This is a genomic window from Hymenobacter norwichensis DSM 15439, assembly GCF_000420705.1.
GTDB classification, from domain to species: domain Bacteria; phylum Bacteroidota; class Bacteroidia; order Cytophagales; family Hymenobacteraceae; genus Hymenobacter; species Hymenobacter norwichensis.
On the sequence record NZ_ATVL01000006.1, the window covers coordinates 1 to 14,021 of the forward strand.

Annotated in this window: 12 protein-coding genes; 1 reads left to right on the forward strand and 11 read right to left on the reverse strand. The window is 47.3% G+C overall.

Annotation, left to right across the window (positions count from 1 at the left end):
- Positions 1-1,459 (forward strand): PA14 domain-containing protein (locus G536_RS30135; RefSeq protein WP_157530284.1); only part of this gene is annotated, 1,459 nt, incomplete at its 5' end.
- Between the two features lie 133 nt (positions 1,460-1,592).
- Here G536_RS30135 and G536_RS0101105 read toward each other — a convergent pair.
- From G536_RS0101105 to G536_RS0101155, 11 genes are all read right to left on the reverse strand, one after another.
- A complete protein-coding gene (locus tag G536_RS0101105; protein WP_022821732.1) occupies positions 1,593-2,780 on the reverse strand; it encodes a glycosyltransferase family 4 protein in 1,188 nt (395 codons plus the stop codon).
- A 185-nt stretch (positions 2,781-2,965) separates the two neighbouring features.
- Entirely contained in the window at positions 2,966-3,772 is an 807-nt protein-coding gene (locus G536_RS0101110; protein WP_022821733.1) for a glycosyltransferase family 2 protein, read from the reverse strand.
- Positions 3,773-3,857: 85 nt separating this feature from the next.
- A complete protein-coding gene (locus G536_RS0101115; protein ID WP_022821734.1) occupies positions 3,858-4,640 on the reverse strand; it encodes a glycosyltransferase family 2 protein in 783 nt (260 codons plus the stop codon).
- A gap of 61 nt (positions 4,641-4,701) precedes the next feature.
- Positions 4,702-5,862: a glycosyltransferase family 2 protein gene (locus G536_RS0101120; RefSeq protein WP_022821735.1), complete on the reverse strand. Its 1,161-nt coding sequence runs from the start codon at positions 5,860-5,862 to the stop codon at positions 4,702-4,704.
- Positions 5,863-6,093: 231 nt separating this feature from the next.
- Positions 6,094-7,002: a glycosyltransferase family 8 protein gene (locus tag G536_RS25685; RefSeq protein WP_022821736.1), complete on the reverse strand. Its 909-nt coding sequence runs from the start codon at positions 7,000-7,002 to the stop codon at positions 6,094-6,096.
- A 112-nt stretch (positions 7,003-7,114) separates the two neighbouring features.
- Positions 7,115-7,732 carry an acyltransferase gene (locus G536_RS0101130; protein WP_022821737.1) on the reverse strand — a complete coding sequence of 206 codons (618 nt, stop codon included), beginning with the start codon at positions 7,730-7,732 and terminating at the stop codon, positions 7,115-7,117.
- A 171-nt stretch (positions 7,733-7,903) separates the two neighbouring features.
- The gene (locus G536_RS0101135) at positions 7,904-9,130 is read right to left on the reverse strand and encodes a glycosyltransferase (RefSeq protein WP_084708440.1); all 1,227 of its coding nucleotides are present in this window, start codon (positions 9,128-9,130) and stop codon (positions 7,904-7,906) included.
- 37 nt (positions 9,131-9,167) lie between these two features.
- The gene (locus G536_RS0101140; protein WP_022821739.1) at positions 9,168-10,151 is read right to left on the reverse strand and encodes a hypothetical protein; all 984 of its coding nucleotides are present in this window, start codon (positions 10,149-10,151) and stop codon (positions 9,168-9,170) included.
- A 4-nt stretch (positions 10,152-10,155) separates the two neighbouring features.
- Positions 10,156-11,598, reverse strand: a complete 1,443-nt coding sequence (locus G536_RS0101145; protein ID WP_022821740.1) for an MOP flippase family protein — start codon at positions 11,596-11,598, stop codon at positions 10,156-10,158.
- Positions 11,599-11,903: 305 nt separating this feature from the next.
- A complete protein-coding gene (locus tag G536_RS0101150; RefSeq protein ID WP_022821741.1) occupies positions 11,904-13,112 on the reverse strand; it encodes a glycosyltransferase in 1,209 nt (402 codons plus the stop codon).
- Complete coding sequence (locus tag G536_RS0101155) at positions 13,109-14,017, reverse strand: glycosyltransferase family 2 protein (protein WP_022821742.1); 909 nt, start codon at positions 14,015-14,017, stop codon at positions 13,109-13,111. The genes G536_RS0101150 and G536_RS0101155 overlap by 4 nt, the downstream gene beginning before the upstream one ends.
- Positions 14,018-14,021: the final 4 nt, after the last annotated feature.

Consider the following 14,021-nt stretch of genomic DNA (forward strand, 5'->3'; position numbering starts at 1 on the left):
CGGCGAGCGGGCGGCCGCCTTCCTGGCCATGGCCCACGAGTACTGCGCCGACATGCCGGTCTGGCTCACCGAGTCGGGCTACGACCTCAACCAGGGCAGCCCGCTCAAGGCCATCGCCGTGGGCGGCCGCTCGGTGGAGCAGACGCAGGCCGACTGGCTGCTGCGCTCGGCCCTGAGCTACGCCCGCTGGGGGGTGGAGCGCGTGTTCCACTACCAGGCCTACGACGACAACCCGACCAGCAGCATCCAGTTCGGCTCGATGGGCCTGTTGAACAGCAACCGCAGCCCGCGCCTGGCGGCGCAGTACCTGCAGCAGGTGCAGAATCTGCTCGGCCGCTACCGCTACCAGCAGACCCTGAACGCCGACCCACTGGTGGACCGCTACGCCCTCAACGGCCAATCCGCCTTCATGCTCGTCGTGCCCGATGAGCGGGGACGCACTGCTTCCTACACCTTGCAAGTAGGAGCCGTAGCCTACGCCGACGTATATCGTCCGCAAGCGGGTAGTACCATGAGTGTGCAGCGGGTGAACGTGACCAATGGCCAGCTTCAGCTCAACGTGACTGAAACCCCGCTGTTTGTACTGCCAGCCGGTACTACCACTACTATTGCGGGGCCAACGCCTACAAATTGCTCGGCCACGGGTACTATCCTGCGCGAGCAGTGGAACAACGTAAACGGCTGGGCAGTGAGTGATATTCCACTGAAAAATACTCCTAGCAGCACCAGCCAACTCACTCAGTTGGAGAGCAATGTCAATATTGGCGACTCGTACGGAGCGCGTATCCGAGGCTATGTTTGCGCACCACAAACTGGGGCATATACGTTTTGGGTTTCCGGTGACGACAATTGCGAGCTGTGGCTGAGCACCGACGACAATCCGGACAATAAAGTCAGAATTGCCAGCGTGCAGAATATCAATTCCTGGACTAACGCGCGGGAATGGTACAAATATCCTTCTCAGCAGTCAGCGCCGGTGAACCTGGTAGCAGGCGGCCGATACTACATTGAAGTGCTGCACAAAGAAGACGCCGGTGGCGACGTAGTAAGTGTGGGATGGCGCATGCCCAACGGCGTGATGGAAGGCCCAATCCCGGGTAGCCGACTTTCCCCTTACATAGAGGGTGCCAACCGGTCGGCGGTGGCAAGCGGATCGAACAGCACGACTTTGGCTACCACTGCCGCTGAGAAAGGTAAAACAGCTGAATTGTCGGCTGCCCCGAATCCTTTCAGCCAGGATAGCTACGTACGGTTCAAGATGGCCGCTGCTGGCAATGCCACGGTGACTGTGTATGATATGCAGGGCCGCCAAGTACGGCAACTATTCTCGGGTAATCTGAAAGCCATGCAAGTGCAGGAGGTACAGTTCAAAGCCGAATCGTTGCCAGCCGGCATCTATACTATTCGCCTTGCCACTGATACCGAGATAGTGCACCAGCGTGTAGTGCTTACCAAATAGGCTAACAGCAAGGTTTCAAATGAAACGACTGTAGCTTGATAAATAGTAACGTTTACCCAACAAAAAGGGCCTTTGCTTAGCAAAGGCCCTTTTTGTTGGGTACGTGTTGTGTGCTGAGAGTAACTTGTTGATGCTAACTATTTAGCGCAACTCCTGCTGCCTTCTCGTACATACCTACCAGTTGAGGCTTGATAACATCCGGGTGGAATTCCTGCTCATAGCACCGGCGGGCATTGTGGGCCATAGCCAGATACTCGGCGGGCGAGAGAGCAAATAGTTTGGTTAGCGCTTGGGCAGCCTCGTCGGCGTTATGGACAGCAAAGCCAGCCTTGTGCGCCACAATTTTATCGTGGATAGGCACCTGCGTTGACACCACCACCGGCTTGTAGCAAGATAGTGCCTGTGCAATGCTAAGCCCAAAGCCTTCCGTGCGCGATAACTGCATGTACACCTTCGATTGAGCTAGTAATGCGTTGCGTTCGGGCTCGGGTATCTTGTTGGTGAAAATTACATCTTGGCCAATGCGTAGATGAAGTCTTTGGCAAATAGCTTCACGTTCCTTGGCCGCTTGCTCATCAGCGGGCCCGATCAACACATAGGTCACAGTTGCGGCATTGCTGCTCTGCTCTTTGAACAGGTGAAATGCATCAAGAGCAATGTCGATACCTTTTCTAAAAATATCGAAACGGCCAATAAAGCACACTTGCTCCTTCAACGAGGCCGCGTCGAAGGCAATCTGCATATCGTTCACTTGGTTGGTTACCACCGAAACGGGATTCTTAGTCACGTTACCTAAGTGAGCGGCGCACATTTCTGATATGCCATGAACTACCGTGGCATTATCAAGTACGTATTTATCAAATACGGAAACAAAAGCATTCCTGTACCAGCGCTTTAGCAAAGGCCGAGCCTGCATATAGGCCGGATCATACACGAAAGAATCGTGCGGGGTGATAATAAATGGAATAGAAAGCCGCTTCAGTTGGCGACTAACTAAGTAATTGTCTATATTATAGATATGGCTCAAATGAAATACGCAGTTGGTGTTATCAACCTGCGCAAGCCATTTTTGAAAGCCACTAGGTAATTGAAATTTGCTTCTGTCTTTAGCGCCGAAAACGTGAATTAATACGTTTTCTTTAGATTCGGTATTGTGGTAGTTGCTGTCTTTGGTACTGTCAAACTCAATAAACTGTATGCTGAATTCGTCTCTTAGTACTTGGGTTATTCTGTAATTAAATTCAGCCAAACCATCGGCGGCTCCTGCTCTATAATGTCCTACTATATAAATAGTTGATTTAATTAAGTTAAGTGTTTTCATGGTGAGATGTTAAGTGGGCGGGTTGGGAGTTAATAACATAGGGTAGAAATTGAATAGTTTTTAATTAAGCTAATTTAGATTCCACAAGCAATAGAGCAGCTAGTACGTCAAGCAGTAGTATAGTAAGAAGGCTTGGTGCTGAAACGCGAGATGCCCTTTCCAGGAAATAGCTAGAAGCAAGCAGGCTATTTCAAATGCAGGTGCCGCTTGAGACGCATAATAGTCCCTTTGATTAGGCCGCCATCTATTTGAAGGCGTCGGTCGGTGGTCCAAACGGTGGCCTTAGAACTGCCTACGTAGTGAAACTTCTTGTGGAATGTATTCCGCAATTTTAGTCCCATCCAGCCGTCCTCGTTGCTACCCACAGGGTGATTAAAACTGTCAACCTGGAGGCCTTCTGTCCTTCTGAATGCCGAGTTAAACCCGTAGATATTAACGGCTTCCTCACGAAACTTCTTATTGATCCACTTTGAAACGTCAGAAGCGTATTCATACATCAAAAACACCGGGCGTGGCGTGCCCTCGGTTGGAATAAATGCAAAATTGCCGTATACCATGGCTACATCCTGCTTGTAAAGCGGAGAAACCATCTGGTCTATCCACTCAGGTGGATAAATAGTGTCGGCATCGGCATTTAAAATGTATTCTCCTTTTGCTTTGTCTAAGCCTGCGTTTCGAGCATGCGTAATTCCTTGCTTGGTTTCCAGAATACACGTTGCTCCTGCTAGCCGAACTAACTCTTCAGTTTCATCTTTGGAATTATTGTTAACTACAATAATTTCCACTTTTCTAGTAGTAGTTGTATCGGCTAAAGATGATAGGGTTTTTAAAATGTTTTCCGCTTCATTATAAGCCGGTATAACAATCGATATATCAGGAGTTGAGGAGTGCAGCTTTTGAATTTGCTTGCGTACTGTCTCTGCTCTACTTCTAAGCACCTCTTTGGGCTGATTGTGTTTAGTGATGTAAGCAGGAAGGCCGATGTGTCGCATAGCTACGGGGGAGAGGTACTTGAGTGAGGGAAAGGTAGCTGAATCAGTGAAGGTAGGAGGAGCGTGTGCTATGCCAGAATGCAGCTCAAGGAGCTATACGCTTGCCAAAGTGGATATCGTAGTTGTACTTAACCTGCCGGAAAACCAGCCGGACAACGGCAATCAGCGGGTTGTTGCTGGAACGCCAGTCACTGCGGGCAACCGTGCTAGGCTCCTCCGATGAATTCTCTTGCAGAAATAGCTCTTTGAACTTGGTGTAGAACAAAGCGCGGCCCTTGTTCTGCAAGAAAGAGATGCACATCAGGTATTCAGTCCGGTCCGATTTGATGCCTTCTCGGTAGCGTCCAAACCGTTCGAAAAAGTTGCTGCGCCGCAAATGCGGATGGTCGCTGTAGTTGTAAATCTTGCCGGTATGCGTAAACCACGGCTTGTACACCATTTCCGCAAAGCCCTTGCGGTAGGGCTTCAGGTAAGGGTAGGCGTAGTACGCATAGAACCGGGCAATATCAATGTCAGGCGTTTCCTCCATCATCCCGAACGCATCAACGAAATGAGGAAGGAACTGGTCAGTAGGTACAAAATCTTCCTGTACGTACAGCGTATAGGGCGTCTTTACTGCGTCTTGCCCTTTATTTAAGTTGTTGCCTAAGCCTTTGTTGACGGGCGTAGTAATCAGATTGAACTTATGAGTCTGCTGCAACTGCCGAAGCGCATCAACATGCTCTGGTTTGCTTCCATCATCCGACACCACAATGTCTCCAAAGGCTATACCTAGCTTGGTAAAAGAATCCAGAAGCCGTTCTAACGACTTGCTGCGGTTATAGTGGGTAACCAATAAGGTTACCGTAGGGAAATTAGCCGTTGACATCAATCGAGGAGTTTAATGATAGTGTTTTCGCCCAGATTACATGGGGAATACAGTACCGCAATTAGGCAACTGATGGGCGGTGGGCCTTGTCCCAAGCAGCCGGTTGCGAATTCCGCACGAAGCGGCCAAAGCCTCGGAAGGCTGCTACATTCATCATGGTGAAGTAAAGCGGAACCAACGCTGGTCCGGCCTTGCGGTTGCTGGCAGCCAGCCACCACCCAAAGGCGCTACTCAGATAGAACAGTATCTGCAATACCAACAAGACAGTATAGATACCTTGCTGGGTGTAAGCTAGGTACGCATTGAGCGGTAGCAGTAAAGCCAGCAAAGCAGGCGTGAGGCTCCAGCGCAACACCCGGTGCGAAACATAAAGGAATGTTACCACTGGCTGGCGGAATGGGTTGAGCAGAAACGTTAGGCGCGCCATCGACTGCCAGCCGCCTGCACAGATGCGTACTTTGCGGCCCATTTCCTCGGTCAATGAGGTGGATGGTGGCTCCATAGCGTAAGCTTTAGGCTCATACACCACACGGTAGCCAGCTCCCACAATGCGCATAGACTGCACAAAATCATCAAGGATGGTGTCGTGCTCAAGCGGCTTGAACAACTCCGTGCGGAACGAGACCAGCTCACCGGCTGCCCCCATAAGGCTGCATATTTTCGAGTCGCAGCGCTTAAGAAACGATTCGTATTTCCAATATAGGCCCTCGCCCGAACCCGAAGCACTGCCGTCGTTGAGAACCACTTTCTCGCCGGATACCGCCCCAACTTTGGGGTCTTGGTAATGACGAATCATAGCACGTACTGCTTCCGGATTTAGCATGGTGTTGCAATCCGTAAAGATTACGTACGGCGTGTGCACATACTGCATTGAGCGGTTTTCAGCCATCGACTTACCGCCGCGCTCCGGCACGTGCAGGTGCTGCACCATTGGAAACGCCGCCAGCACTTTCCCCGACGCGTCGGTGGAGCCGTCGGTGATAAACAATAGCTTCAGTTTATCAGCCGGATAGTCGAGCGCCAGACAGTTGTTAACCTTGGCGGCTAGAATAGAGGCTTCGTTGTAGGCCGGTACAATTAGTGTGACCTCTGGCTCAAATGAGGCGGTAGGAATGGCATGTGAGGAGCGGGTGAGTTTGGCCCATACGCCTACCAATAGTCCGTAGCCTATGTAGGTGTAGAAGATGATTCCTAAGAACACCCAGAATAGCAATACAAGCATGTGCGAATCAAGAGAAGAAATGCGTGCCATTAGTAAGGGCAGCGCACTTCTCAGTGACAGTATGTTTTCAGTTGCGTGTTAGCTGCTGCATGAGAGCAGCAAGTGGGGGAGTAGGCTAACAACTGTGGTGTGTTTCAACGCCGGATAGAAAGCTGAAAAGCAGCCATCTAAACGAATGTTCAGAGCGGTTGTGCAAAGATGTGTGCTGAACGAGGATGAATACGGAAGGTTTCAATGCCTTACCTTGATAAAGCGGAGAAAAGAGGTGGCTTTTTTATTAAGGAGGTTGTAAGCCTTGCGAAGTAAGCGGCTAGACTCCCGACGTGGGCGGTAGCCGCGCCATTCCGTTTGATTCAGGTAGTGAAAAAACAGCTCCTTATAAGCCGGGTTGTGTTCATACAGTTTGAATATTGGTTTACGGCCAATGAAATGAATCAGAAATGGCTTTTCCACTGTGGCCATAGGCACGCAATTCCAAAGCGGATCAAGCTCCAACCATTTATTGGCCAACACTACATTGAGCCCATATTGGTCGGGAAAACTAGCGTAGGCTTTATTGTCGCTAACGCATTGTAGTACTTTGTTTGTAATATCTAGCTTGCGCCACAGTGGCATATCAATTACAAGCAGGCCCGAATTAAAATACTTGGATTCTGGATCAAGCCCCAATTCCTTGTAATTCTTTATACCTCCCCAAGGGTTACTTACCTTCTCAGTTCGGTCAATTGCCGCTGCTAGCACATGCCCCTGTAAGTCGATATTCCATAAAACCGAAATATCCTCTAGTAGCAGCATGTCAGCATCCAGATAGATAATCTTTTCTACTTTGCTATCCACGAAGTATGGAGCAAACAAACGGATGTAGGCGCTAATCGGGAAGGAGGAATTATCCATTGGGATAATCATGTTTCTTGGAATAGCATCCTGCATTTTAATCCATCGCAGGGTTATGTTAGCGGAAGTAACACATCTGGTTAATTTCGCCCGGTTACTATCGCTCAGGTCATCATCAACGATATACAGTGTTATATTTTCCGGCGACTTATGATTTAGGTCTAAAGATTTAAGCAGTGCAGCAAGTAGAACTGCGAAATGATTGTTGCAAACTACAGCAAGGGTTATGGTTTCCTGTGTAGTCATAAAGAACGTAGCATAAAGGTGTGTAAGCGCAGGCAGTGCAATTGTAAATTAATTAAATCTCAACGGGAAATAGATGAGCTTATATGGGTTTATTGAAATTGGTAGTAGTTGCTTAACGAACTCTTTCCCATACAGCAGATGCAGCGTTGTACTGCTTAATAACCCGAGCTGGGTTTCCTCCGACTACTGCGTAAGCAGGTACATCTTTAGTAACCACGCTGCCCGCAGCTATTACTGCGTGCTTGCCAATGTGCACCCCAGCCGTGATAACGGCATTGGCCCCAATCCATACTTCGTCTTCTACTACAATATCAGCTGTGGTACAGGGCTGGTCATTTATGGGCATAGTAATGTCTTGGTACCCATGATTAAGGCCAGAGAAAACCACGTGCTGTGCAATAATTACATCGTTGCCAAGGCGAATAGGACCAATCAGAACACTGGAAATACCAACGAGCGCACGGTCACCGATAAACACACCACCCATCCCATTATTGATGGTAACGAAGTCCTCAATGATAGCCTTGGCTCCAACCTCAAACGGGTTGAAGGGCAGCACATCCAAGCGCGTATTCCAGCGCACGAGTGAGCCACGGCCGTAACGGTGCTTGAATGGATTAACAAACCAGCGTACCCATAGCCGGGGGCGTGCCTGTTGAGGAATGATCAACAGGTAAAGCACCAGTTTTTTGAGCTTCGGGCTACTCTTAATACGGTCAACTACTGACATACAAAAAAATCCAAGTGGAGGCAGCCTAGCATCACAATGCCCTCGTTACCTACTGCATCTGCTTAATCAACTATTGCCCGGCCATAGCACCAGACAAGTTGGTTGGTTTGGTAAAAGTCTTAAAGCATACGAATGATATAAGTAGCTTCCCTGAGCTAGAGGATTAATGAGTTAGGCAGGTTGCTTTTGAACGGCTGCCGATTCCACTATATCCCAGAAGTAAGCCACTCGGGCCTGCCAAGTATTAAGAGCTGCCTTGGCTATGCGGGCTTGCTTCCTCTCAGGGCTATCCTCTTGAATTGCCTGGTCAATCTTCGCCACGAATTCTTCCTCGGTTTGAGCAATGTAAGCCACATCACCGAAGTCCTGAATGTCTTCTGAGAAGGCAGTTGCAATAACTGGCTTACCAGCCGTCAGGTACTCGTTTATCTTCAGTGGATAAATGCTCTTCGTTAGAATGCTGTACTCGAACGGAATGAGCAGGCAGTCGCTGTGCTGGAGGTAAGAGGGTAGATCCTTTATGTCGCGGGAGCCAGTGAATACGACGTTGGGTTGTTTATCCAAGTCAAACTCTTTGTGGTCATCGTTGCTGACCGGGCCTACCATCAGCAATATTTTATCGGCGTGGGTTTGCGCCACCTTCTTCAGCAGACTATAATTGATACGGCTGCCAATGTTGCCCGTGTAACAAATAACCTTTTTGTCGACGCCAACTAACTCTTTGGGGCGCGCAAGCTTTTCAGTTGCTGCTTTCTGAAACAAACTAAAATCGGCGGCGTTGGGCATGCAAAAAGCCGCCGGTGTGTAGCGCGATATTAAGTGAGTTAATTGTTTGGAAGTGCCCATGCTCACGTCGGAATTGAGAATAACTTCTTTTTCCAAACGCACTCCGTGCCGAGCAATATAAGTTTCCTGCGTTATATCGTCAATCGTTTGGTATACTTTCACTATTGGCTGAAGATCAGCCGCAATGGATCTAAAGTAAAATGGGTCGAAGGAATTAAAGAATACGTACTTCTTAATATTGAAATCTTTAATTGTCTTTTTTAGGGCATTCTGTACGATAGTATCGTTGAATTTCCAGAGCGTATTGTATAGAGCACCTTCCCCAAGCCAATTGATAGGTAAAGTAACTTTTGGTGTTACAATTGTCAGGTTATTGGGTAAGCCGTCTATTTTACGATAAATACTCTTCCCCAAGAACAAAGCAGGTATTCTCGACTTCACCATATCCTTGTTTGAATATTGTGAAGCAACCTCATTCAGAGAAAAGGGATGATCTATATAAAAGACTCTATTATTCTTCGCAAATTCTTTAGCGAAGCTAAACCCTACTGATGAGTAAGGATTATCCCACCTAGAAGTTGAAATGATAACAATGTCACAGTCGTTTCTCATGCTACTTTGATGTTTATACTCTGGATGTAAGTACTATCTAGTAGTATAGAGAAAGGAAATTGAAAATGTCGGCCTCAGTTTTGGCATGCAGGATTTTAGCTCCAGATATAGCCGTGAAGATGCTGGAAAATTCGTTGAATATCGTTTCCAAACCTCCACCTTCAACTGGGTTTGCTTTGCCTTTTGAAAGAATGATATTATGTCCTCCGAAATAGCTGGCTAGTGTAGCGGTGCCACCATGTATCGACATGAATTTGTCACAATTGGCGTACACCAATATTTGAAAATGGTTGAAGCTATTTACCTGGTTCTGATACTTGTTGAATAAATCATCCAGAATAATCACTTCAGGATGCTTTTCGCGCAACCACGGAATATCTCCTAAATCGAGAATGTCGCTATTGTCTTCTACAATGCGGCTCGGCATGGGCCTATTATAGATGATTTGATATTTCTCTTTATAAGTCGATATTACTTTGTCGAGCGTAGGAATGTCAAAATAATTCAATGGTGGTCCATCCCACTCGATATTGTACTTGTTAGCAATAACCATTATAGGTTTTTCAAAAACGAAAATATCGTTTTTGTAATGCTCCTTTAGAGGTACGCGTGCCCACTTGCTATAGCTCTTGGTGATGCTATTCGTTTTGTTAGGAGTGTCGTAGTTTACGTAGGAAAACGTAGCATCTCTGCTCTGATACCGCTCTTCGTGATTTTCACTGAAAAAGTATAAATCCTTGGTGTCCTTACAGGATATAGTTTTTTTTAGAGTGCCGTTCAGATGATGCCAGTAAGCAAAGGGTAGCGTGTAGTTCAATTCGTCTGAAAACTCGCCGTAATAATCTATTACCTTATATTTTTTCTTGTACAGATAATCATCAGTAAAGAACCGTACTTGGTTTAAGCGGCTATAGTAATTGTCTCTGATATAGTAGCGAATAGCTTTGTCCATCTTGGGGTGATTAACAAAGGCCACCCCCGATAGTACTTTCAAGGCTATCTTTTTTACAGCTTTTCTCATGATTCTACGCTTTCAAAAGTTTTCCTGCTGATTTTAATTCCACGAGTGAAACCTTATACATCAGGGTTAGGATGCCATATACTAAGCCTCCAATTATAATTTCAGCTATTGTATTGACAACTCCCTCGTAACCGAAGTAGCTCTTGTAAAGAGTTACTGCTACTATCATTGATAAACAGAATAGCACTGGTTTGTATATGTTAGCTATGAAGTCCTTCATGAAACTGCCTACCAAGTACTGGACGATAACAAAGCTGAATGCCATGTTAGCGAAACTAGCCGCTAAGTAAGCAAACGCAATTCCATCAATACCCCACTGTTTGCCGAATAGGTACAGCAACGGCAGTTTAACAATTAGCGTGGCTAAATTTAAATAGAACAATAAATCAGGTCTGCCTTTTGAATATACTAGCGTGAACAGTGGGTGAGCTAAACAAGTGAAAATGCTGACGAAAACGAATATCTTGATCAAGTGAATAGTTTCTTCCCAGCCAGGACCATACAACAAAGGCACAACGCTTTCGGCAGTTACATACAAGCCTATCAGTAGAGGGAAATTCAGGTAGCTAATAAGATCTAGTATTTTAATGTATGACCGCTTCAAACTGGATGGATCTTCCTTCATCCTTGCCAGAATAGGATAGGCAACCTGTAGTATAATAGGGTTGAGCTTAGTTACCGGGAAAATAGTTAGCTGAGACGCTATGGTGTAATACCCTAGTGCTTTCACACCTAATATTCCACCAATGGCAATGTTGTCGGAGTTTCCTTGAACGAACGATAGAAAGCCTTCCCCTACATTGAATATGCCAAATCGCAAATGATCTTTTACTAAAGCGAAATCGAATTTTAGCATGGGAGAAAAATACTCCCGTCCAAAATAAATCTGTAGAATGGTTTTTGCGGTAATCATTGTGAGCTGCCCGAAAATGAGGGACAATTCTTCCAGCCCTTGGTATGCTAATAAAATGGTAGCACCGGTACCGACAACAGAGCCGATAATATCAATAATGGCAGTTGATTTAAATTTTAGGTTTTTCTGAAGTAGAAAGAAATATATCTGTCCAAAATAAGATATAATGAAATAGAGTGAAGCTAATTTTATTATGCTGTCTAGTTTGGGTTCTTTGTAATATAAAATAATTAATGGTGTGCATAAGTAAATGATGATAAACATGGCTACTCCGAGGAGTATGTTCATAATATATAAGCTGGATAAAACTCTTCTGTCGTTTTCCTGCTTGTAAATTATGGAATTAGCAAAACCTAAGTTTCCGAAGATGTTGAAGAAATTTATTATCAGTGCACTTACGCTAACAATACCAAACGCAGCCGGTGGTAGTAACCGGGCGAGGATAGCGACTTGAGCGAATTGAAAACAGGTTGAGATAACAGTTGCGACAGTTACCCACTTACCACCATTTATTGCCTTTTCTTTATTACTCATTTTGCATTGCAACTACACGTGGTGGAGGCTTAGGGCCGTGCTATTCCTACAGACTTATATAGTATGTCGCACGGTACTGCACTTGCTAAGCGAGCAAGTGGAATTGGGTGCTGCTACTCAATTTACAAGAGAGGCAGGCTGCCTAGTCATGCTTAATTTTTGCAATATTAGGCTATAGTTGGCTCTAAGCCATACAGCGCGCCCCAGTCATTTTTCAGAAGCTGCCCGTAAGCCGTACTTTATTCCTAATAAAAGGCAGCCGAGAGCTGGAAGAAAGATGATTTCCCAAGGCATAAAACAAGTGGTTAGTGCTGGGGAGTATCCATGCCAGAACTGGTGGCATGCGGAGTAGGCATGAAAGAAGACTTGGCTTTCTTGATTTGCAGCAACGCCAGCACCATGGATACTAAAGCCAGCGGCAAGTGTAGAATGGCCTGTGCTACCTGACGGTTATACAGCCGAGCTGGCAGGGAAAGGAGCAGTGCGCCCCCCGTGCCGAGCAGCAAGCCAGCCCAAAACAATGGAGAGGGCCCTATTGGTAGCTGAAGCAACGACAGGAGGAATAGTACCCCCAGCAAACCCAATAGCAGAATGCGGGGCACTAACAGGGTTTGTAGCACCTTATCGAAGAACTCGACATTGCCACGAAACAGCTGCACGGGACCTTCCCAGAAATACTTCTGGAGGAATTCCACTTGGGCGGCTATCCAGCGGGTCCGTTGGGTGGTAAAAGCTTGAGAGTTAGGAATTTTCTCGTCGTAAACGTAGGCGTTAGGCAAGTATCCGATTTTGATTTCATCCTTTACGGTGCGGAAATCCATTTCCTTGTCTTCACCAGGTGTTTCGCCAATGTCCTGCATCAGTTTCCGTAGGTACTGAAACTCGAATGCCATGCCTGAACCAATAAGGGCCGCCGACATACCTAAACTAGCGTGGCCCTGACGGAAGATGTGATTGTTAATCTCCTCGTTGCAGGCGTCGAGAACGGCAAAGGCAGAGTCTAGATTCTTGGCAGTACGGTGGCCCTGCACCACCCGGTAGCCGGCCGCAAAGGCATCGTTTACCTGGGTCAGGAAACCCGCGTCCATGATGTTGTCTACATCTAATACAACGGCCACGTCGTAGGCATCGGCTGGTAAGGACTGCAACGCCGTTAACAGCGCCTTGCCCTTGGTGCTTCTCTCGAAGAATACCTCGATAACACCGATTTGCTGCCGGCGCAGTGCCTGTACAGTGGCAGGCTGCAACCCATCCGCAATAACGTGCACATCCATCTGGCCTGGGTACGCCTGGCGCAGAGCCGCCGGCGCAGTTTCCAGAATTACAGCATCAGAGTGGTAGGCTGGAATAAGCACGCACATCCGCCGAAAAGCTGTGCCAGCAGGGGCTTTCGGAATGGGAGCTGGTTTGCGGTGCCCGGCTACAGCGAAAAGCAGCAGGTACAGCATATTGAGCAACAAGAATATTCCCAATGCATAGAAAAGTAGGGAAATGATGGTCAGTACGATGCTCATGAAAGGAAGTGGTTTTGGTGCACGTTATGAGGGGAGAGGTGCCACTTAAGCCCCCGCCACAAAGCACTTAAATATTTTTGCTCTAAATGAAGCGCATACACTAGGCCTTGCTTAGGCACGGCTACAAATAGAAAGAAAAGCATGCCACTCCAGAACCGGACGCCCGACGAATTGCGCCGGATATATAGCAGGCGGTTACGGTACATGTAATAGGTGCGTAGCACTGAGCCTTGACCCACTGAAGCCGACTCTTTGTGATAGACTGTACCCTGAGCTACATAGTGGCTCTCGTAGCCCCCACGTTTGATCATCTCGCACCAGTCCAATTCCTCGTAATAAAGAAAATATAGCTCAGGCATCAGCCCCACCTTCCGTATTACTTCCATCGGCACCATCATGGCGGCACCATGGATGAGCGGGGTGGGGGAGGAGACGTTGTGTTGCCCTTGGTCCTTTTCCATCAGCCCAAACGTTACGCTACGTCCGGTCCAAGGGTTGATGCCCCCGCACCCAGCGTACTGAATCAGGTTGTCGGTGCCGTAAAAAATGATTTTGGGGGATGCAATACCAGCCTTCGGGTTGGTTTCAAACAGTTCAACTAGCGGCTCTAAAAAGCCGGGGTCTACTTCGGTATCGTTGTTGAGAAACAGCAAGTATTTACCCTTCGCAACTGCAATACCCAAGTTGTTGCCCCCAGCAAAGCCAAGGTTTTCAGCAGACCGAATAAGTTGCACTCCCGGAAACTGGTCGGCAATAGGTTGCACTTCTGCTTCCGGCGACGCATTATCAACTACGATTACTTCGTAGTTGGGGTAGGTTACCTGCCGAAGCGAAGCCAGCATTTCACAGGTAACGCTGGCTTGCTTGTAATTGATAGAAATGATGGAAACGAGCGGCTTATCCATAAGT

Bases quoted from the DNA above. Each gene is read 5' to 3' on its own strand.
- G536_RS0101105 (WP_022821732.1), bottom strand. From the start codon at position 2,780: ATGAAAACACTTAACTTAATTAAATCAACTATTTATATAGTAGGACAT.
- G536_RS0101110 (WP_022821733.1), bottom strand. From the start codon at position 3,772: ATGCGACACATCGGCCTTCCTGCTTACATCACTAAACACAATCAGCCC.
- G536_RS0101115 (WP_022821734.1), bottom strand. From the start codon at position 4,640: ATGTCAACGGCTAATTTCCCTACGGTAACCTTATTGGTTACCCACTAT.
- G536_RS0101120 (WP_022821735.1), bottom strand. From the start codon at position 5,862: ATGCTTGTATTGCTATTCTGGGTGTTCTTAGGAATCATCTTCTACACC.
- G536_RS25685 (WP_022821736.1), bottom strand. From the start codon at position 7,002: ATGACTACACAGGAAACCATAACCCTTGCTGTAGTTTGCAACAATCAT.
- G536_RS0101130 (WP_022821737.1), bottom strand. From the start codon at position 7,732: ATGTCAGTAGTTGACCGTATTAAGAGTAGCCCGAAGCTCAAAAAACTG.
- G536_RS0101135 (WP_084708440.1), bottom strand. From the start codon at position 9,130: ATGAGAAACGACTGTGACATTGTTATCATTTCAACTTCTAGGTGGGAT.
- G536_RS0101140 (WP_022821739.1), bottom strand. From the start codon at position 10,151: ATGAGAAAAGCTGTAAAAAAGATAGCCTTGAAAGTACTATCGGGGGTG.
- G536_RS0101145 (WP_022821740.1), bottom strand. From the start codon at position 11,598: ATGAGTAATAAAGAAAAGGCAATAAATGGTGGTAAGTGGGTAACTGTC.
- G536_RS0101150 (WP_022821741.1), bottom strand. From the start codon at position 13,112: ATGAGCATCGTACTGACCATCATTTCCCTACTTTTCTATGCATTGGGA.
- G536_RS0101155 (WP_022821742.1), bottom strand. From the start codon at position 14,017: ATGGATAAGCCGCTCGTTTCCATCATTTCTATCAATTACAAGCAAGCC.